Source organism: Petroclostridium sp. X23 (assembly GCF_030013905.1).
Classification (GTDB): Bacteria; Bacillota; Clostridia; order SK-Y3; family SK-Y3; genus X23.
The window spans coordinates 4,526,760-4,547,640 of the sequence record NZ_CP124862.1 but is presented as its reverse complement, the minus strand read 5'-3'; the positions used below and the strand labels follow the sequence as shown (position 1 = coordinate 4,547,640).

Genomic DNA, 20,881 nt, shown 5'->3' with positions numbered 1-20,881 from the left:
TTCCCTCACACCGGTATGGTTAGCACTTGGCCCGCATATATCACATTTGGATTGCTCCCGATCGGCGGCTTGCTGGCCTCATATATCTCCCGGTACCGGCTGCCGCTTCCCAGGGTCTTTTGCGCTATCTTCCACAGCGTATCTCCTGGTTTTACTGTATAGGTTTTCTGTACCGGTTTGCTGGCTCTGCTGGTGCTTGTGGCCCCTCCGGTGTTCTCCTTTTTGGTCTTGGCTTCGCCTACGGTGTATATCTTCAGTTCCCTGGCTTCTGTAAGCGTAATCCGGTAGTCGATATCTCCCATCCCTCCCGACCATCTCGGCACGATTTCTTCGATGAACACGTCTATATTAATGGGGGTTTCGGTAATCAAAAGCCGCAGCTTGCTGCCGGCCGTTTTGAACTTCTTCAGCAATCCATATATTTCTGCCGGGTCCATCCAATCTTTCACAAAACTCATAGCCGACCTGGAGGAGCCTGGGAGTTTTCCCTCCCAGGTCACCACGTCAAGCCTATTGCCGTAGGGAAACCGGACTTCTCCTAAGTTCATAATGTTGTAATCTTGGGTAACCACCCCGGATGTCAGCGACACTTCTTCCGGATTCATGGGAAAGTGTATCTGCGTTCCTTCCTGGTTGTTCGCTTTGATTTCTGTTAGGTAAAAATCCATTATGCTCCCTCCACTTCCGGCATGTTGTTAAAGATTGCAACCAGCTTTTCCGCGATCTGATCACTGAACTCGTCAACAATCTTTGATTGATATTGCCTAATAACCGACAGAATTTCTTTGTCGCCTGCTGCGCTCTTTATCTCAAATTTCGGATTTGCGCTGACGTCTATTTTCACGCTGACCGGCTTTTTATTGCTGCTGCTTGTTGGAATGTATGTTGGCACCGGCACGGATGTCGGCACCTCCACTGTCCTGGTTGTTCCGTGCTCTTGTGTGTGGCCCACGATACCACCATTGGCGTATGGCAGGACACCTAAGAACCGGCCGGTCTTTTCCCAAAGGTCAAGGCCACGCTGGCGCTTCCCTTCGCTTAGTGGAATAATCGCTTCGGGTCCTGCTTCCGCGACTAATCCCATGTGTGGACGTGTCATAATTCCTCCTACAGCGTGTTTTGTTGGGTTCATGCCTGTTATACCTTCCCCTCGGGTCCTTGCTGTTTCAACGGCAACACTAACCGTTCCTGCAGCGCCGTTCCATAAACTTGCTATCCATTCTTTAGCGTCTGTGAACTTATCGCTTATCCAATTTGCCGCTCTTTCAGCTCCACCTTTGACCGGTTTCCATACGGTGTCTTCAAACCATGCATCGAACCCGGTCCATGCTTCGGTAACTGTGTTCTTTGCGTTGGTCCACTTATCATTTATCCAAGTACCCGCTACTTCCGCTCCGGATTTTACCGGAGATAATACCACCTCATCGAACCATCCGGCAAATCCGGCCCATGAGTCGCTTGCCCAGGTTTTTGCGTCAGTGAAGCGATTGCTTATCCATAAACCGGCCGCGCTGGCTCCGTTTTGCACTGGTGTCCACACGGAAGCACCGAACCATCCGGAGAAATCAGACCATGCGCCGCATACCCATGATTTTGCCTCGGTAAACCGGCCGTTTATCCATTTTCCTGCTGCGGTCGCTGCATTTTGAATAGGAGTCCATACGCTGGCACCAAACCAGTTGGTGAAAGTACTCCACTTATTTATAACCCATGTATTCGCTTCGGTAAATTTATTGCTTATCCATTGGCCGACAGCTGCAGCTCCGTCTTTGACCGGCTCCCATACATTGGTGTTAATCCAAGCACCAATAGGTGCTAATGCCATGGTAACTCCTTCTCTGGCTATGTCTGCGGCACCAGCAAGTGTATTTACCGTATTTATAGAATTATCTTTTATCGGTGTAATAATATTATCTGAGAACCACCCACTGACGGTACTCCATGCAGTAGTCGTCCAGTTACTAGCATCGGTAAACCGATCTCCTATCCATGTAGCTGCATCACTAGCTCCTTGCTTGAGTCCTCCCCACGTATTACTCACCCAATCTTTTGCGTCACTGAATTTAGCACCTATCCATTGACCGACATCGGAAGCACCTTGTTTTACTCCTGTCCATGCATCCCCAAAAATTTTGCCGACATCTGCAGCCCATGCGGTAGCAGCATCTTTTTGATCATATAACCATTCGGTGAATTTCTCTCCGCCAATTGCCCCGCCTATGCCGCCGAGAATGCCTCCTACTGCAGTTCCGATTGCCGTTCCTGCTCCTGGTACTATAGAGCCTCCTACTGCTCCTCCAGCTGCTCCCGCTGCCGCTCCTGCTGCAATGGAACCTATCCAGCTTCCGGCTTCTCCTGCCGTTTCCCGACCTCTTTGTTCCGGTGCCGCAGCTGCGACGGTGGTCGCGCTCCCCAATATGCCTAGTGCGGTACCTAACACTGGGATAAATTTTACCTTACCTAACATGCCACCGAATTTTCCAAGTTTCCCGGCCGCTTCCGCTACTTCTCCGGCCACTTTGGTTTCGGTTCTTGCCCCGCCTTTGAATGGATTCATATCTTTTACGAAACTGCCGGCCCTTTGAATCATTCCCGGTGCCTTGGCTCCCCCAAATGCAGTCACAGCATCATCGTACTTGGACAAATTTCCGGCGTTGGCCATCTCTACGATAGTCTTTCGCTGCTCAACGCTCTTGAGCTTCACATCTTTCCAAAAATCGGCACCAGCTGGTTTGTATCCCGGTGTGACTGTGGCCGTTGGCTGTGCCGGTGCTGGTATCGGCGCTTTGGATGGAGTCTTAAAAAACCATCCGGTGATTCTATCAAATAGTCCCGGTGCCTTTGTCGCTGTCGTTTGTACTGCCTCTGCTGCCTTCGATCCGGTCGCTGCTTTTGCTCCGGTTGGGACATTTTTCACAGTCCGTGTTGCCGTCTTTGCTATATCCGCTGCATCGTCTACTGCTCCCGCTGCCGCTTCTGCCCCTTTGGCTCCTTTAAAGGCATTGAACACACTCTTACCACCACTGACTACACTCTTTCCGCCTTTAAACAGCTTGGCTGCTCCTTTTCCAGCTTTGAAAAGCAAAAACGCGTCCATAGCCAGGGTTGCGTAAGATGCAAAATCCGGACCTTGCCCTCCTGGTACAAACCCTTTAAGGTTCCCCTGGGCGCTTGTAAAGGCTTCTGCTGCTTTTGCCGCGATTTTTTCTACGTTGAATGCCTCCATGAACGAATCAAGGAAGGCCTTTCCGGCCGTGGTTCCGGCGCTGATGAATGGAGACTGTTGAATCAAATCATCCGGCTCTGTAGCCACACCAAAGGCGGCCATAATAAACCCGCCAAGCGCGCCTCCAAAACCCCGCCCCATGTCTTCTGCTATGCCGGTGACTTTGCTCTTTCCTGGTCCGTCCCACCATTCCTGGAACGGTTCGGCGATAACCTTATCCCATGCGATTTTCATTTTTTCACTCATAGTGGTCGCATTCTTCCACTCAGTGCTGCCTGTTAGGCTCCCTATTCGGCTCTTAACGGTATCTAACCTGGAGACTATCCATTTACTGATTCCTTCTCCCACTTTCCGGAAGTCTTCGCCCCATTCCTTTACCTTGGCGCTGTTATCGTCCAACCAATCTACAATTTGGGTAAGCCCTGGTTTAAATCCTCCCCACAGGCCCTCGCCCCATCGTCTGAGCAGTTTATTCTTAATGGTATCTGAGATGGTGGATATCAACCCCATTGCTGTGGTAGCCTGCTTATCCATCATCCCTCCGAATCGTTTGTCCATGCCTCTTAATAGCGCGTCTATAACCTTGCCTGCTGCGATGCCCTCTTTTCCTATATCCGCCACCTGTGCGGCCGTGAGACCTAACTCCTCCTGGAGAATCTGCGCTGCCGGCACACCTAGTTCCTGCAGCTGCAGCATTTCTTCGGCTTGCGCCCTTCCTTTGGCTCTCATCTGCCCCAATGCGCGGGTAATCCTGTCTATACCCTCACTACCGGCGCCTAATCCGGAGGATGTGTCTCCTATGGTCCGCATCAAACCTAAGACGTTTTCCGCTTCAAATCCAAAGGCCATGAGTAGTTTACTGCTGTTTATCAGCTCCGGAAACTCAAACGGCGTCTTATCCGCGAAGTCCGCCGCGTCTTCTAAAAACTTGGTTGCCCGCTCCCCGCTTTTTAACATGGTCTCAAAGGCGATCTGCGTCTGCTCATAGTCCCCTTGGATTTTCATGGGTATAACAATGCCCCCGGCGATTCCCGCTCCGGCCGTCATCATTCCGATGGCACTGGTCGCGAATCTTCCGATTGCTCTTAACGGTCGTGTGGCTAAGTCTAACACCCGGACCGTGATGTGGTAGCTTTTTCCCACCAGGCCCTTGACTTTTCCGCTTATCCCTGCAATCACGCCGGAGGCTTTGTCTATTGCGCTTATTAATAACTTCACCGTAATCCCATTCAGTTTATTCATTATTTCCTTGGTTCTTTTCATGCCGCGCTCGAACTTGCTTACTTTTTTCTCGGCCTGTCCGAGCGCTGGTTCTGTGTTGTCGATGGCCTCGACCGGTATCTCTATTCTAAAAACTTCTTCTGCCACCAGCGCTCCCCCCTTTCAGGCTTTTACTAATCGGCCGATGGTTTGTTTTCCTGCTCTAGCTGCACGATCATACTAGCAAAGCAGAAGGCCCGAACACCTGGGGCCTTGCCCATTATCTCGTCCGGGGTTCTTCCTGTCCGCTGGAATATCTGGTGCAGCAGTGTTGCTCTGCCACCGGCCTCTATTACTTTTTTGACACTTCCTCAATATTGCTGCTGTATCCGGAGATCTCGTCTAATTTTTCCAGGATGGCGTCCTTTTCCCCTGCCAGCAGTACCTTGTCGATTAAGTCCGGGCCATTGATAACTTTTAACTGTGTCCATGCCTCTTTGTTATCCCATAGCTTTTTCCGGTCTTCTTCGATGGTGGCCGTGTATATGAGATAGCTGCGGTACCGTACTGCATCGGTGCTTTCCGGCATCTTTAAGCCGCCCATGCTTTTGTTCCGGACGTACTTGGTGGCCTTTTCCCTTTGTTTGTTATACTCGTCTTCTCCGAGTGGTCTAATCCGGAAACGGAAAAGGACTTTTCCCTTCCTGGCGATCTCAATCGGCAGCGCATTGCTAGTGTCTTCTTTGTCTTCTGCTGCAGCGAGAAGACCTTGTAAAAGGTCCTGCTCACTCATTAATATTTCTTCTTTGGTTATTTCAGTGTCCACATCGTTTTCATAGTCTTTCATGGGTCTATTCCTCCTCGTTTATTGTCTCTTTCTTATCTCTTTATGCTCCTAACAGAGATTGCAGTTCCGGCGGCTCGTTACATCTCCATGCCCATGCCCGGTTTAGGATGTCTCCCGGTTGAATGTTCATCAGATCGATGCTGCCATCCGGCACGCATGCTCTGAACACCTGGCGTCCTGCCGTATCATCGTGGCCGTTGATTTTCCCTTGAAACGCTGCCTCCAACTGTTTCCCGGCTCTAATCTTTTCTACAAATGCTTTCAGTAAGTCTGCATCATTTATAACGGTCTCAGTAAATGTCAGCGTCACAGTATAGCTGGTTAATACCGCCACTGTCAGCGCGCTTCCTGCCGGTTGGTAGTCGGTGTTTGTCACATTCACCTGGGCCTGGAAGGTGTTCACCTGTGCCAGGAAGTTCCCTTCCTCGTCGTAGAGTTCCCCTTCCTTACCGGTCAGTATTTTCCGTGGGTCCAATAATTCTTTTGGCATCCGTTATCCCTCCTTATGCTTCAGGTGCAAACCTAAATCCGTATGCGAAATAGAGTTTTTCGCCGCTGTCTAGGTCATCCACCGCTATTTTAAACCATGCCGAATCTCCTGCCGGTGCGTTATCCGGGTCTTCCGTAATGGTCCCGCCCTCTAAGAGTTTTCCTTCACTTGCCATCTTGTTAATAATCCCTTGTGCCGCGGCGATAATGGTTGCCCTTCCGTCCGGACTGTTATCCACCTTACCGATAAGTGGATCCACCGTTGTGGCGATCCGCTTCATGAGTTCAAATCTTGTGCTAACCCTGCGGATTTTCTTCCATCCTGCGTCCTGGTCGGCTGTCAGTGTCACCAATGTGTTAATGCCGTATTCTATCCATACCTGGCCTTGCGGACTTGTGGTAAATACTAGCGCGCCTTTTTGGAGCGCTGACTCAATTTGTGGGTTGGTTAAGGTCTCCGTTAGCGCGGTGGCTCCGGTTATGACATAATGGGTTAGGCTCCAGTTTGCCGGCGCTGCAGCGATAATTCCCGCAATCCTGGCAGCTGTCCTATACCCTTCGTACTTATTGCCTGCGGCATCATACCAGCCGTTTAAGCAGTAATGCATGCAAAAGTCATTGAAGCTTGCTGCGTTTGTCATCCTGGTTGCCAGTGGTACCGTGGTTTTTTCTCCGACTACTCCACGGATCAGCTTGCCTTCCCGGAACACACGGCTTACAAATCCCTGCAACAACGCGTGAATCGTTGTATCCTCAGTATCTATCGCGATTGCGTCCCAATTTAGCGCCTCTATTACACTAAAAGCAGCGCTGTAATCGCTGTTGGTGATGGTTGGGTTTGCTCCTCCGGCCAGTGCTTGCTGGCTTAAGGTTTGCAGGGTGCCGTTTCCTGCCGCTACCTTGGTAAGATCTACCCAATCACTGCCGGCTTCAGTCCAGGCCGCTATCAAAGCGTCCACTTCTCCGGAACCTTTGGAAAACGTTATTTTTTGCCGTTCCTTGGTTCCCTCATAGACGATGAATTCCCGCATAGTTGCATCGGTCAAACTGTCTTTGATGGTAAGGCTGATCGCCCTGGTCCCTGGGTACTTTGCCACGGCGTTTATAACCGTTGCCGGTGTTGTAGCTGTATCCTTAATGGCGTAAGTACCTTTCGTTCCTCCGGAACCGAGCCTAATGGCGATAACTTCTTCGCAGTTTGCCAATTCCTCTGTGATAACGTCCATGTTGTTGTTTGTCCCTACGGAGCCATAGTATTTCTCCGCTTCCGTTGGCGTTAATATGGACTTTGAAACCCCTAAAGGTCCCCAATCGGCTTTGAAAACTGCCGCGCACGCGCCTGCCGGCACGATCCCTTCGGCCGGTGCCCCGGTGTTTTCATACCGTATGTACGCACCTGGTCTGATTTTTTGTTCTCCTACGGTAAAAAATCCCCCCATTATTTAACCTCCTTCTTGTTAAACTTATCTATTGCCGCCTTCGCTTCCGCTTTGGTGGCTTCGGTTATGCCTGCCATCTTCATGGCCGCCATGACTACTTCCGGTTTAACGGCGAACGCCGCTTCTGCAGCTACCATAAGTTCGTCTTTGCTATATTTCGCCTCCTGTGGTGCCGCTGTGGCCTCCTGGTCGGCTTTTGTCTTTGTGCTCATCTTACACACCTCCGTCTATAATAGCGTGATTTAATATTTCGTATATTGGCTTTTTATACAGTACTCCGTACCTTGCGGTTACCCTTATCTGCCCTTGCCGGAACGGGTCTCCGCTGGAATCTGCGCTTAAACGGCGGATGAACATCGGCGAGGTGTCCAGCATATAAATTCTGCCAGTCTGCGCGATCTCCTCTGTTAATTGCTTCACCCATTGGAGACGCTCCGACGGTCCTCCGGTTAAAATATGACCGGCCATCTCCACGTCCATCCATGTGACGCTGTTGGTCTGCTGTGCCAATGACAGACCAACAAGCCGCCAGTAAATGGCCGGGGTGCTATCGGTCGGTGCCCACGTCTGTGGATCCACCTGGAGGCTGCCAAACGTATCAACAGTCCATTGATTAATAGCCGCTATCGGATCCGGATCGGTTGTGGTTTGTGCCGGGAAGGCCAATAGGTCAAAGGCCACCGTTATACCTATGACCATACCATCCTTCAGGTCATTTCTTATTTTCTCTTGGAAAGGCTCGCTTCTGTTCCATTTTATGGCTGTTACCGGCTCGTCGGTAGGATGAAACACAGCACCATCCACCAGCGCTCTAACCTCCGCTTCGATTTGCTCGGGCCACACACTCTGTGTATCTACACCACTTGTATTTACACACCATATATCAAACACCACCATGCCGCTTACTTTGCGTTCCGGGTCTTCTGCCCGGTCCACAATGTAATTCATGCGGGGGTATTGTCTGCCGGTCCATCCTTCATCCGTATCATCCGGTGCTTGTCCTTCAAAGAATGCCGGAGCGCCACTATATGTTGTCAGCAGCGTCTGTATGTTGGTGCTTCCGATTATCTTGCTGTATAAATGCTCCTCGAGACTAGGCATTTTAATCCCCCCTACCTATGGCGTTAATGTATATGGTGCTTTGTAAATGCTTCTAATCCTTGGCATGGCTTTTTCTTTTATCTTGTCTACGAACGGCCTGGGGGCGATCCTTCCGTCCCTGGTGCCGTCTTCTAGTATCTTTCCGTATTTGAGTTCCGAAGCGATTGCCGGGTAAACAGTGACTTTGCTGCCCTCTTTGATGGCCCGTGGGCGCTGCCACCAGCTTGCCCTTAACGCCCCGGTTCGGTTTGCCGGTGCTTCCCCTGGCGCTGACGCGGTGTAATACCGTGGCTTCCGGCGCTTTCCTCCGGTAAACGGTACCCGGTACCTCCGCCCGGTGCGCTGTCCCCTCAGAACAAATTGAGAGGCGTTCCGGAGTTCATTGCTGGCCCGGTATACCCTAGCTTTGACTTGCTGCTCAACTTGTTTGAATAACTTATGTCCGGTGCTTTGAATATCCATCAAACATCCCGTCTTTCCTCAACATAATACAGCGTCCAAAGGTCTAAGGCTCCGGGGTTGTTTACTTTTTGTATTTTAAACTTCCTTTTTTCTGTTGGCATTATCAAATAATCGCCTTCTTTCCCGACTGGCTTTCCTTTTTGCGCTATAGTATGCGTCACGGGGTGCTGTATTTGATTCCATCTTTCCATCTCTTGTGGTGTAGAATCTGCAATAATCCCTCTGATAGTCACCGTTTCACTGGTCGCCTCATGTTTAGAATAACGACCACGTAAATCGACACTCGTTTCATTTTCCTGTACCTCAAAAGTTTTATATATCTTACTCATACATTCCCCTATGCCTCTCTGTTATCATGTAAACCAACACGGAAATATGCACCTTGTATGTCTCCTTCTCCTCCGGCCGAAGCAGCAGCCACCGGTACCGCCATCCCTGCTTGTTCGCGTTTTAAATTAGCAACCTTGCTTTCCCAAAACTTTGCCCTATCCATTAAATCCATCTTGATTGGCCCAATTTGCATATTTGCTTCTGTTGCAAACTTAGACGCTATTTTTTCTGTACACTTCAGAATTGCACGTTTCCATGATGATTCTTCAGTAACAAAAATATTAATTTCTTCATCCTGCAGGATGGGTTCATCCATGTTTGTGTCTCCAAGTTCAAACCGCATGCGGTCTTTCCCGAATTCACCCAGCTTGGTTGCGTCATATGTCGCTGTCATGATCTATCCCTCCTGATCTGTAAGGTTTTTGATTCTTGCCTCAATTGCTTCTTTACCGGTTTTCCTTGTCTCTTTTTCCAGCGCTATCTGCAGTACGGTTATATCATCAATCTCTTTTACTGACTTTTCCATCTTCTCAACACTCAGGCTAAGAAGCATTTCGGCTGTTGCCGCTTGCGCTGCGGTGGTTTCGGTATTGCTTGTATTTTCGCCTGTCCCTTCCGGATTACTATCTCCCGGCGGTATCAGCTCCTGTTCTTCAACAGGTTCCGGCGCTTCGGCCACGTACTCGATTTTACCTTGGGACATTAACGCTCTCCTGGTTGGCCATGTTTCAGCCGGTACTATGTCTCCCTTTCTGAAAACCTTCCCACTGGCTTTAATCTGCCGTCTTACAATGTAAGGCATCTTAATTCCTCCAATTCACTTACTCTACAACGTCTTTAAAGAACACGCCGAGATCTCCAGCGACTTTCTTAATATCAAAGGCCATTCTAACCTCGAACCAATCGGAGTGTGCTCTTTCAGCGCGGCCGCGATTTACAACAGCTTCCCACGCTTGGTTGCCGAGAAGTCCTCTCCAGCTAAACGTATACCCTGCGGAAGGCTGGTCTAGTGCTGCATTTGGTGCTGCATAGCAAAGAAGAATATCACTCTTTGGTACGATAAATTCGAATGCTTCTCCGCCGTTATCCGCTTCGGTTTCTGCTGCTGTGTTATGGATTCCTCCTGGTACTAAGAACTTTTGCACATTGAATATCTGTGCCAACAAATCAGCTGTAATAATACCCTTCCCGCTGTATTTGATAAGGTCTAAGATTGCCGGGTGATTCTTTAGTTTCCGAAATGCTTTTCTTCCGCATACCATTACGTTTGGTTCAAACCCGGTTAACTCCAGTACATGGTCTCTGTAGCTATCGATGGTATCCACCGGGTCACTGTCTGCGTTATCAAACTGCAGGAATTGATTTGCTCCTGGTGTAGTATTAACGCCTTGTAATTCTGTGGTCCATATTCCGGATTTAAAGTATGCGTCTGACCATCTGCGGTCTCTATGAATCAAATGCTGCTGCGTTAACGCCAGGATTCTGGATTTCTCCGGGTCATATGGTGCTACCGCGTTGGCTCTTTCCCTATCATCTAAGTCACTGGACAATCCTTCTTCTATGCAGAAGTAGCTGTCCTTTCCGGTTTTGAAGTCCATTCTTGGGGATTCTCCGCCGAGAGGTCTTTCTTTTACCTGGTCACGGAAAAAATATCCTCTTGGATACGTCAGGAAAATGTCTGCAGCTTTTTGTACTGGTACTATCGGGAATACTTTGTCTGCAATGAACATTTCCTGGCTCTGAATGTAGTTTATGGATACGTTTGACAAATAGGCGTCTACGTGTCCTGTCATATTGCTGTTTGGCATGTTTCTTTCACTCTCCTTTTTTTATTTTAGTCTTACTGGAGTCCACCTTGGACAATTGCCACCGGCACCAGCTGCCCTGCTGCGGTTGCTGCTTCTAATGTAAGAACAAACGCTTTTGTTCCGGTGATTGCTCCTGTACCTGTGTCTGCCACAGCCTCTGTGCATACTACCAGCTTTCCGTTTGCATCGGTGTTTCCGAATACTCCTGCTGCGATAGCTGCTCCTGCGACCATCTTTGTTCCACCCAGGTATTGGATGGTTACACTCTTTCCTGCGGCACCTTCTTCTAGGAGAATCGCGATTGCTTCGCCGGCTCCTGCAAGGACCACATCGCCCTGGGCGTCTAATTTCACACCGTAGTATTTTTTCCCGGTCAGATCTGCACCGGCTTTTTTGACTATTCTACCGCCTACATATTCAACTGCCATCTTATCTCATCTCCTTCCTGTATTCAGCTAAGAGCGCCGGGTCTTCTGTTTCTATTTTCTCCCATGCTTTATGAACAGATATTCCGTCTCTCTTTGCTATTTCCTCAACCCTCTTGTTGATTTTTTCTACTGCGGTACCGCCTGCTCCACCGCTGCCGGCGCCGCCATATTCTTTGAATACTTCACCGGTCTTGGTCATGGCCGCTGCGCTCTTTAGTGCTTCCTCTACCTTTGCGTACTGTTCGGGGCATGCCTTGGCGATTGCCTTTAGGACCGGTCCGAACTCGTCTGCCTTAACGCCTAACGGTTCAAAGTCTTTAGCTTTTGTCACATACTCTGCAGCCTCAGAGGCGTCAAGTCTCTTTTGCATATCCTCCATCATTTTGCGTGCTGCAGGAGACATTCCCTTGAAGATATCATCCTCTGTGGGGTGCTCATCCTTCATTTTTTGCAGTTCTACCTCCGCGGTTTGCTTTGCGGTTTCCGCAGCTGCTTGTGCTGCCTCCGCATCTGTTGCCCTTTTCTCCAAGCTGGCTATGTATGCCTGTGCTTCCGGAGAAAGTTTTGTTACATCGAATCCCATACTCTCGCCCTCCTTATTTCCCTTGATTACGTCTTCTTCAGATTCATTATCTTTTGGCTTTATAACTTCTGTTCCTTCTTCTGTTAATGCAGCGGCTTTCTCTATTTGTTCCTGATCCCATCCGAGAGCCTTACCAATCATGACCATTAGGTTTTTTAACAATCCAAATTCTGTCGCACCTCCTTCTGTATCACTTTCTTCTGGAGCACTTTTGCTTTTAAAGAGCATTATCCTAGCCCCGGGGTTTGCTCCATCGTCTACCAAATCTACTTTATGGATATCTGGTTTTCTTAGTTTGGTTTTACCGTCTTTTCCCATCTTATTTCACCTCCTCTCTAATTGCCGTTCCTTCAATAGAAAAGGCTTTATACATACCGCTTTTTATGCCTTTCCAAGCATCATCATCGGTAACATAAAAGCCTATCCACCAACCAACTGGAAGAGCTCCATCCGGAATACCCATCGCTTGCTGTTTCTCTTTTGTGAAAACAATAGATTCAATCATCACGGCACTGCCACCCTTAATGTGCATTTCTCCACCCTCACGGTAATGAAGCACAAATCTATACGCCATCTCTTCCAGATCCGCCTCATCTACCAGGTCCTTTTGATGGTCCACTATTTGGTTACCATCCTTATCAAAAGCAACCAATGCCCAGCCGAATACGATACGCTTTTCATCATTCATTTTTTCGATATTGAACCGGTGTCTCCATGTTTTCGGCATTTTCATCCCTTCTTTCTTGCAATAAAAAAGGACTTGAGCTAAAACCCAAATCCATACTAACTCTTTTAAATTTCTTCATATATTACCGTGCATCTGCAATGTGGATGCGCCGGAGGGAGCCGATGATGACCGGTGATTTTTTGTGGGAGCAGAATATAAAACTCTACGTCTTGAGAAACCACTTGACCATCTAGTGGACCACATATCTCACATACCCGTTCATCATCAGCTGTCATCCAGCGTTTTTGCACCTGACCGATATATCCTTGCGCTTGCGCCTGTTTGATACCTTCATCTATACCTCGATTATAAGCAAAGCATAGTTCTGTCCTGGCTATTCGCATAGCACGATGCCTATGAACACGGCCTGCATAATTGGCTACCTGGTGCTGCGCCTGTTTTATGGCCATTCCATTGTTACGAAGGGATTCGTAATATTTGAGGACTGCCATTGCTTCTCTTGGTGCCATACCAACTAACGGCCTTATTGCACGACTTAATTCATCCGGACCAAAGTCTCCCATGAACGCGGCCCGGTTTATTACTTGCCGAAGCGCATCATGCTGCGTTTGTGTCAGATTTACGACCAGATCACTACCATGTTCTTGTACCCACTTTTGTACTGCCGGCCAGTTCGGGTCAAATACCCACTCCGGATATTTCTCTTTCAGCTGGTTGGCTGCCGCCCCCATTGCTTCTAACCATGCTGGAGCCAGCTTTGTATTTACGATATATGCATAGTCTTGTTGCCATTGCTTCAAGTAGGTAAGGCTCAAACTTCCTGCTATGATGGCGTCCCTTAACTCCTGGTATTTTATGGCCTTGGCCTCGGCGTTCCAGGTATCGTAAAGCCACCGAACCATTTTCGGCTCTACGGCCTTCAAGTAATCCCGCAGCTTTTGAAGAGCGATGGCTCCTGCCTGGCTATAGGGTTGATTGCTATTAATCTTGAATAAATGTACCGGTTGGTGCGCATGTTTACACGGCATGCTTTATTCCTCCCTCCCGAGGTACCTCTTTGCAGCTGCCTGGACTTCTGGATCCTCTTCATCCGGTTCTTCATTTCTCTCCGAACTTTGTTGCAGTGGGTTCATTCGCTGATCTCTGGCCATTTCCCAGTATTCGCCCATATCATCTTCTTCTGGAAGATCCGCGGCCTGTCTAATATGCGCTTCCAGCTTCGGTCCTGGCACTAGTACGCCTACACCAGTCATGTCTTTGATAAATGCTCCGAGTTCAGCCAGATCCGGTGTTTCTATATCGCTATGGGCCAGTTTTGGATAGTCCTCAACATGAAATTTAGGGTTTAATTCAAATAGCCGAGGAATAGCATATCGATTAAAAACTTCCGCGATGCTGTCCAACCATGCACCTATCGCCATTCCGAATAAATTTGTTTTACTGCTAGAAAGTGCAAAGCTTCCGACCTTCTCATGCCCTAGAAGTATGAAATCCGCTAGTACCGTCATAGCCATGCGCTGCTCATATCGGTTTATAATCTCACTGGTGTTTGCTCCTCCACGACTGCTTCCACTTCCACCTGAAGCGCTTAAAAGTTCAAGTTCCCATCCGTTCGGTTTTACAATGCCCTCCATTTGGTCTCGGCGGATGTTTTGAACCAGCCTCTCGGCCGTATGAAGCAGATGAACCATATCCGGGTCATTCTTATCCCATATGTCCATTTTCTCCGGTGGGGTCAGTACCGGCAATCCGGCAAGGTTCCTTTCCACCCCTATGCCCTCGATCTCCTCCATGCGGCGCTTAAAATACCACGGCCGGTACGCATTCCTTAAAATAGACCTTCCTTCCGGATTCCCCTTATTACTTCTCGTCCTAAATAAAAGCGCCTTTTCGATTGGGATTATCCTGTTTCGGTAATCCGGAGGTGGCTGCTGCTCCATGGCCCTTATCCCTCCGTCTTCTTCATCTAAAATCCATTGATAAAGAGTGTCTTGGCTACGGATGGGAAGCTTTCTCCATCCTATAAGTCCGTCATTGTATTTGCTCTTTCGTGCAGGGTCCTTAACATTACCTCCACGGCGTTTATAAACGATTTCATGATATGACCATCCAAACGGTAGAAATGTTAAAATCTCGGTCATTGTGTCCTGCCACGTTGCACTCATATCATCTAAACAGCTTTCCACAAACTCTGCTGCCTCCTGGTCGGCTCTGCTGTTTTCATTTGCCGGCTCTACATGCCATACTGCCTGCCGCATAAGCATTTCAATGGCAAACATAATCGCTCCGATGATAGGGTCATTGTCCCTCATCTCCTGGTAAACCTTAGCGCCTTGTTTACCGTGCAGCTCCCGAAGGAACTCTTCACTGATTACACCTCCCCACCGTTTGAGACCTGTCGACCCTACTTCGGAGAAATCTACTCTGCTATTTGTCTGCGTGGTCTTTGCCATCTGCCTCACCCCCGGTTAAACTATCACATAGTTTGTTATCATCATACTGTAATTTACCTTTTTTTCAGATTCCTCGCCATGTTTTTTTCTTTCCTTTTCATTTGCTATCTTCTCATCCAGTAGCTTCCTCCAACACCAACCGGTGCCGGTGCCTTCCGTATTGGCCCTGATTCCGGAGCGAATGCCATTGCTATTGCGTCAGCATAATCCGGTGACTTTCCACCACGCTTTCGGATTTCCTCTTTGCTTTCCAATTTGTATCTACCATCGGATAGTACGGTGTATTTCCTTCCAGATAGCTGGCCGACAACTCGTTTATTTGCAAATACCGGGCCTATAGCAGCCTCATTTTTAAATCGCAACGCCAGACCGTCGTACCACTCCGCGTCTGCCTGATAGTACTTTTTATCATTATGAGCCTTACTGCCGGCGTTCATATCGATAATTTGAACCGTGCGCGGCAGATCTCCTATCTTTTGCAGTTCTCGAAGCCGATCTGGAACGCCTCCACCGAGTCCCACGGCGTCACATCTGACTTTCATCGGTTTCTTACGGCTGTCATAGTGCTTTAATATAAAGTTTTTAAGCCGTCCGGCTGCGTACATAATGCCGGTGCTGCCCAGGTCTTTGGCTCCGAATACTTCCATATCGTGAGCAAGTATTCCGCGCCTGCAGATGAACACGCTCTCATCCGAACCATAACGGGCCAAGTCGGCGCCGATCTCCTCTGGCTCGTCCGGGTCAATCTCGGCCATTTCCGCCGCTGTCCATATTCCCTGCCCGGCGTTTGTCACCATGCTGATAGTGATCAGAGTATTCTCCATCGTGTCCGGAAACTGACCTAATATACGGCTTGTCCATAAAGGGCTTCCTTCTCCCCAATCCTCACGGGCGTTTTCTATATCTTCCGCAGTCACTAACCCCGGAACAATAGCCTTACCGCTAATAACGTTAGGTGTTTCGAATGCACTGATATGCATGCTGGCCCAATTGGGAGAGGTGAACGCATTGAAGAATTCACCTTCTACAGTGGTGGGGTTCCCGATAACTAAGAGCCGACTGTGTCCTCCGCGCAGACAGCTGTAAATACCTTCCCATATGGCCGGTGCTATCCCGGCTCCTTCATCAACAATAATAAGTAAATGCGGTGCGTGAATCCCCTGAAATGCTGTGGCATCATAGTTCCTTGTGGCAAACCCAAATGCGAAATGTTCCGGATTGAACTGCCATCTTTTTGTCTTTGGTTCGGGTCCTAGGATTGTACCACGTTCTTTAGCATGGTTATAACAGCTGTGTATCTCTTTCCAGATGATGTTTCTCACCTGTCTGTCGGTCGGAGCTGTTGTCAACACAACACTCGGACTATATGTATTGAGAAACCAAGTTGCGACACGAGCCGCTAAATATGACTTCCCTGCTCCATTGCAACTGGCTACTGCGGTTCTAGGGTTAACTGCTACACTGCGGATTATCTGGGCTTGCTTATTCCACAGCTGGTCCCCGGTCTTCGTTGCTATCCATTGATCCGGTAGTGCTGCTGCTAGTACTGCTTCCCTCTGCTTGGCTGAAAGCTGATTGAACAGCTGCCAGGAATCCTGGGTCTGTGGCGAGTGTTTCGATTGCCTTATTGGCTGCAATGTCTTCCACCCTCCTTCTTTCTTCAGTTATGCTGTCCGGTTCTCCGCGGGATACTCGTTCTAATTTAGCCGCTATATCTATCATCATAGTGATGTTTGCTGCTGTCATTTCCTTGAGCGACAGGTTTTTCAGTCCCTTAGCCGCTTTTGCTAGCATATCGGTAGCCAGGTCAGCATGGCGCTTTTTCATCTTTTTGATTTCTTCCAGCTGCTCCAGACGGTTGAGCCGATCTTGTTCCGCATCCCAAGAGAGTGCTCTTTCCACCCATCCGTATTTGCTGCTCCATTCCCCGATGAGTGTCCTACTTTTGTCCAACCTTCGTGCAACCTCACGAATGCCTCTGGACGGTCCCAAATCCCGGTAGACAGCGAACGCTTCAAAGGCCTTTGCTGTCTCGTCAGGAAGCCTTTCCCATGGTTCTTTATACTGATTATTCTTGTTACTCCTGGCCATATGCGTTCACCTCATTCCTACCGTCGGAAAAGTCCTCTCACTATACACTCACAAACGACAAAAAGTTGCACCCTAATATGCAACCTTTTCAAAAAAATCCGAATATCTTTTTAACTTTTCCTCCGCTGACTTCAAATGCCTTGAAACCGTGGACTTGTTCCTGTTCAATCTCTGTGCTATCTCAGGCATTTTTAATCCGTCGTAATAATACATCAATACAACTTCCCTTTGCTTGTCTGTAAGCTCGTTTTCTACTACCACAGACAGTACCTTTTGCATTATATTCCTTTGATTCATATTTGTCTCCATACCCCCGTTCGATATATCCATAGTATATACAAGGTAATCTTGATTTTTTTGAGTTAAGTGTATATTTGTCACTTCTCCACCACCCCCGCTCAAAGTAGTTGGCTGCCTCTCTGCCTATTTCGATTAGATCCCTATGCATCGCGTTCAGAGGTTTGAGTCTGTCTTCTATTTCTTTGATTCTTACTTTTATCTCTTCCTTATCGGCTTTCTTTTTTCTATACTTAGCTGCTTCTAGCTTTGCTCTCTCATTGTTTAGTTCCATAATTCTTCGTCTAATTAGTCTGCTAGATTTTTTGTATTCCTCCCCCAGCTGCTTCCACTGTTCATACATTGTTCATCCTCCCTCACGCACCGAAAGCCCAGCGTAAAACGCTAGGCTCCAAGTCTAATATATTTTTTCCCCGGCCACCGGGTATATATATTGCCCCCAACTATTACCTCTAATCTGCCGCACCTGGTACATATAAACCCCTTCCTTTTGAAATACTTGTCCAAAAAATACATACACATCATCATTTTACTTTGCTTATTGGATTTCTATTACATTCGTGATATAATCATCTATATTTCTTATTTGGAGTGATACAGTATGATCCCAAAGATTATAAGCGCTATCTTTCTATTTTCTGTGCCTTTTATTCAAGCAATGAATCATTGTCCTAATAGGAAGATTACTCTCAAAGAAAAAGTAGTCAGAGTATTACTAAGCTACTGCTATTTTTTATTAGGTCTTATTTTAATTGGCAATGTCAATTCTTTGGCACTCTTTGTTAACGATATACTAAATGTTGTTTTCATTTTTATAATATTTCTTGTATTTATTTCTTTTCATAAGTTTTTTTACAATGAGTATCATTCAATATTTGATAAACAGAAGATGTAACATGATTTAGTAAATATCTTCTTAACCTCTATAGAAGCCTTCTTCATCAAAACTAATATCATCACGCTGAAAATTCTTGCATCGTTCGGCTTCTTTCCCAAAAGATTTTTGCTTTACCTGTCAAAGCCAATCAAGGCTATATATACATTTCACAATCACAATGTACTTAACAAGTTATCTTTTACAATTGCAAACCTCCTAAAAAACTACTATTTTAGATTTTTCTGCTCTACTCCCAAAGACCCAAGGTTCCCTTTGCTGGGATTGGCTCCTCTAACATCTTTACCTTTCTCAATAGCCACCCATAACGATTAGGTGTATAATCTCCAAAATGATATTCATTGCCTTCAGCTACCACCCATTTATCGCCACCATCCAAAAAAGCCATTTCATTCAATACATCTTCTGTTTTAATTCTCAGGCAAGCAATCAATTCACATTTTGCGATAATACAACCTGTAGGTAAATTATTCACCGAAAATCCATATGCCTTTAAAATCGATTTAAACGGCTCCTGCGTACATATATTTTTATCGATCTTTTTACCGGCATGTATTGCAATCTCACCGGTATACTTTGTGGACCATGATCTAGTTTCTATCTTCTTTTCACCCAGGGCGATCAATGTTGCCCAAGGTTGAATAAGTGTTAATGCCTTCATTTCATCAACTCCAAACTTTAATTTAGCGTTTGTTATGCTATCTCTTGATAATACTTTTTGTACCAATGTCCCCGTTCTGTTTCAAGGAATTGCTCGAATGTCATTCCGTGGAATATATTGTGTTGATTCGCCCATGCTGCCATACCGTTATATATTCTTATTTCTGCCTCTGTATAATTGGGATCCGGCTGATCATCGAATACTTTTCTATATCTCATTACATAAGCATTTTGATTTAATGCTTTTAATAAGTTTAACCTGTAGAAATCTTCTTTGATTGTTGTGTCGTATCCCACCAAAACATAAAAACTTGATCTTTTTATACCATTATTTTTCAACATGATTGTTTTTCTGATTATAGTTTCTTCGATAGCCGGACTATCAAAAGCAAACCTATACTCGAAATGCCTTAGCTTTTTCAATATCTTTACGGCATCTATATCCAACAACCTCATATCTAACCCCTGATTGAAGTCAACCTTAATGTTTTCTTTTTTAATCTGCCAAGCTATTTTGTAAAAATGATCTGGTATAGCAAGGATATTATTGTCCTGGAGAGTTATTTCTTTGCTATCTCCGTCCCATATTTCGTATATGTCAGCATATTCTTTAATAAATCCTTCTTTTTGCGGTACTACACAAAATTTGCAGTTCCTTATACAACCCCTTGAACAAAATCCATAATTCTTTTTAGGCCTTAGCACTTCAATTTTAGACGGAAGTTTTGAATATATATCAAACCCAGTACCGCCACATACCCACCGTTCATCTATAGGCAATTCTGACTTATCAGTAAACGTAAATATCGATGAACAATAGATGATATCAAAAAGATGATTAAGTAGTGGTTCCCACTTCTGAACTTTATCTCCTAATGCCGTGTGATGCATTACGATTTTATCTATTGCATAATTAGGATATGGTTCACAACAATGTACTCCTATATTCAAAACCTCACCCCTTTAAAAACCTCCGTCAACCGTACATTTAATCCTCATATCGTGTTGATTAGATTAGTTCTAACATGATATAATCCCCAATATAAACATTTGAAAGGATATAGTATGTTAAGACTAATATTACACATTTTTATGATGTTTCTCTTATTCGGTGTCTCTTGGTCTATTGCTCGATCACTACTATCTTTTTTTTAACTAAAGAACATCAATCTCGCAATTCATTTACGCAATATCAAACAACGATAACTGCTCATATATAACCTTTTTAGGTTTCTCCACTTGCTTAGGCTTCACTGGTGCTGCAGGTGCGGCGGATGCTGTCGGAATATTTCTTACAGGAGCATTTACCCCTACCACTTCCACCCGGCTCTTAATATTTTTATTGCCCAATGCTTTTGAAATCTTATCCGCATAATATTTCTTGATCAGGTATCCGTTAAAATTCAGTATATGGTACTCCTGGTCCCCTACCGTCATCACAGCCCTGCTGTTTGCCGGAAAAGGATCTCCTTCCGTTGGTCCCTCAATGATACATTCATCCGACCGCTTTTCCGTCTTGTACGGAATCGAAACCATATCGAAATATTGCCGTATTGCTTCCACCTGCTCCTGCTGCAGCTTATATGAATACGTGTTTCTATGCCGGTACCTAATGGCAAACAACCGGTTATAGCAGGATAAATATATCTCTTCCGCTCTGGCCGGTTCTGTCTCTTTTTCTTTTTCTGCCGGAATATCCTGTTCGGGTACCTGCAGGAGGTCTTCCCTGAAAGCATTCTTGCCGTAGAACACCCTCCCCCGTTCCAGATTCTTTCTGTACGAACATCCCGCATATTCCGGATCGGCTTCATGAATACAACGCAATGCATCCGAACATTCCACATAGCTTGAACAGCAGCCAATAAACTCACTCATACTAACACC

The 20,881-nt window shown here is 46.7% G+C and carries 23 protein-coding genes; all 23 read right to left on the bottom strand.

The features are described from left to right. Positions 1–5 precede the first annotated feature (5 nt). The 23 genes from QKW49_RS21320 to QKW49_RS21210 all read right to left on the bottom strand — a co-directional run bounded on the left by QKW49_RS21320 (position 6) and on the right by QKW49_RS21210 (position 20,872). Complete coding sequence (locus QKW49_RS21320; RefSeq protein ID WP_282864660.1) at positions 6–668, bottom strand: LysM peptidoglycan-binding domain-containing protein; 663 nt, start codon at positions 666–668, stop codon at positions 6–8. After that, entirely contained in the window at positions 668–4,594 is a 3,927-nt protein-coding gene (locus tag QKW49_RS21315) for a tape measure protein (RefSeq protein ID WP_282864659.1), read from the bottom strand. Before QKW49_RS21315 ends, QKW49_RS21320 begins: the two co-directional genes overlap by 1 nt. Positions 4,595–4,778: 184 nt before the next feature. Then, positions 4,779–5,273 carry a hypothetical protein gene (locus tag QKW49_RS21310; protein ID WP_282864658.1) on the bottom strand — a complete coding sequence of 165 codons (495 nt, stop codon included), beginning with the start codon at positions 5,271–5,273 and terminating at the stop codon, positions 4,779–4,781. 40 nt (positions 5,274–5,313) lie between these two features. Next, positions 5,314–5,763 carry a phage tail tube protein gene (locus tag QKW49_RS21305; RefSeq protein ID WP_282864657.1) on the bottom strand — a complete coding sequence of 150 codons (450 nt, stop codon included), beginning with the start codon at positions 5,761–5,763 and terminating at the stop codon, positions 5,314–5,316. Positions 5,764–5,776: 13 nt separating this feature from the next. Then, complete coding sequence (locus QKW49_RS21300; protein ID WP_282864656.1) at positions 5,777–7,201, bottom strand: phage tail sheath subtilisin-like domain-containing protein; 1,425 nt, start codon at positions 7,199–7,201, stop codon at positions 5,777–5,779. Beyond that, on the bottom strand, positions 7,201–7,413 hold the full coding sequence (locus QKW49_RS21295) for a hypothetical protein (RefSeq protein WP_282864655.1): 213 nt from the start codon (positions 7,411–7,413) through the stop codon (positions 7,201–7,203). The genes QKW49_RS21300 and QKW49_RS21295 overlap by 1 nt, the downstream gene beginning before the upstream one ends. A gap of 1 nt (position 7,414) precedes the next feature. After that, positions 7,415–8,302, bottom strand: a complete 888-nt coding sequence (locus QKW49_RS21290; protein ID WP_282864654.1) for a hypothetical protein — start codon at positions 8,300–8,302, stop codon at positions 7,415–7,417. 15 nt (positions 8,303–8,317) lie between these two features. After that, complete coding sequence (locus QKW49_RS21285) at positions 8,318–8,764, bottom strand: HK97 gp10 family phage protein (RefSeq protein ID WP_282864653.1); 447 nt, start codon at positions 8,762–8,764, stop codon at positions 8,318–8,320. Next, complete coding sequence (locus QKW49_RS21280) at positions 8,764–9,093, bottom strand: hypothetical protein (protein ID WP_282864652.1); 330 nt, start codon at positions 9,091–9,093, stop codon at positions 8,764–8,766. The genes QKW49_RS21285 and QKW49_RS21280 overlap by 1 nt, the downstream gene beginning before the upstream one ends. An 8-nt stretch (positions 9,094–9,101) precedes the next feature. Next, positions 9,102–9,488: a hypothetical protein gene (locus QKW49_RS21275; RefSeq protein WP_282864651.1), complete on the bottom strand. Its 387-nt coding sequence runs from the start codon at positions 9,486–9,488 to the stop codon at positions 9,102–9,104. A gap of 3 nt (positions 9,489–9,491) precedes the next feature. After that, the gene (locus tag QKW49_RS21270) at positions 9,492–9,896 is read right to left on the bottom strand and encodes a hypothetical protein (protein ID WP_282864650.1); all 405 of its coding nucleotides are present in this window, start codon (positions 9,894–9,896) and stop codon (positions 9,492–9,494) included. A 19-nt stretch (positions 9,897–9,915) separates the two neighbouring features. Further along, positions 9,916–10,902 (bottom strand): major capsid protein, encoded by a 987-nt coding sequence (locus QKW49_RS21265; RefSeq protein WP_282864649.1) that lies wholly within the window; start codon positions 10,900–10,902, stop codon positions 9,916–9,918. A gap of 32 nt (positions 10,903–10,934) precedes the next feature. Beyond that, a complete protein-coding gene (locus QKW49_RS21260; RefSeq protein WP_282864648.1) occupies positions 10,935–11,330 on the bottom strand; it encodes a hypothetical protein in 396 nt (131 codons plus the stop codon). 1 nt (position 11,331) lies between these two features. Then, on the bottom strand, positions 11,332–12,231 hold the full coding sequence (locus QKW49_RS21255; RefSeq protein ID WP_282864647.1) for a hypothetical protein: 900 nt from the start codon (positions 12,229–12,231) through the stop codon (positions 11,332–11,334). A gap of 1 nt (position 12,232) precedes the next feature. Next, a complete protein-coding gene (locus tag QKW49_RS21250; RefSeq protein ID WP_282864646.1) occupies positions 12,233–12,640 on the bottom strand; it encodes an XkdF-like putative serine protease domain-containing protein in 408 nt (135 codons plus the stop codon). A gap of 65 nt (positions 12,641–12,705) precedes the next feature. After that, positions 12,706–13,629, bottom strand: a complete 924-nt coding sequence (locus QKW49_RS21245) for a phage minor head protein (RefSeq protein ID WP_282864645.1) — start codon at positions 13,627–13,629, stop codon at positions 12,706–12,708. A 3-nt stretch (positions 13,630–13,632) separates the two neighbouring features. Beyond that, on the bottom strand, positions 13,633–15,054 hold the full coding sequence (locus QKW49_RS21240) for a hypothetical protein (RefSeq protein WP_282864644.1): 1,422 nt from the start codon (positions 15,052–15,054) through the stop codon (positions 13,633–13,635). Positions 15,055–15,158: 104 nt separating this feature from the next. Beyond that, positions 15,159–16,403 (bottom strand): hypothetical protein, encoded by a 1,245-nt coding sequence (locus QKW49_RS21235; RefSeq protein WP_282864643.1) that lies wholly within the window; start codon positions 16,401–16,403, stop codon positions 15,159–15,161. Positions 16,404–16,536: 133 nt separating this feature from the next. Then, positions 16,537–17,145, bottom strand: a complete 609-nt coding sequence (locus QKW49_RS21230; protein ID WP_282864642.1) for a hypothetical protein — start codon at positions 17,143–17,145, stop codon at positions 16,537–16,539. Between the two features lie 181 nt (positions 17,146–17,326). Then, a complete protein-coding gene (locus QKW49_RS21225; protein ID WP_282864641.1) occupies positions 17,327–17,785 on the bottom strand; it encodes a hypothetical protein in 459 nt (152 codons plus the stop codon). Positions 17,786–18,566: 781 nt separating this feature from the next. Further along, the gene (locus QKW49_RS21220) at positions 18,567–18,998 is read right to left on the bottom strand and encodes an ASCH domain-containing protein (RefSeq protein ID WP_282864640.1); all 432 of its coding nucleotides are present in this window, start codon (positions 18,996–18,998) and stop codon (positions 18,567–18,569) included. Positions 18,999–19,030: 32 nt separating this feature from the next. Next, positions 19,031–19,948, bottom strand: coding sequence for a radical SAM protein (locus QKW49_RS21215; protein ID WP_282864639.1), 918 nt, complete (start codon positions 19,946–19,948; stop codon positions 19,031–19,033). A 231-nt stretch (positions 19,949–20,179) separates the two neighbouring features. After that, positions 20,180–20,872, bottom strand: coding sequence for a hypothetical protein (locus QKW49_RS21210; RefSeq protein ID WP_282864638.1), 693 nt, complete (start codon positions 20,870–20,872; stop codon positions 20,180–20,182). Between the last annotated feature and the right edge of the window lie 9 nt (positions 20,873–20,881).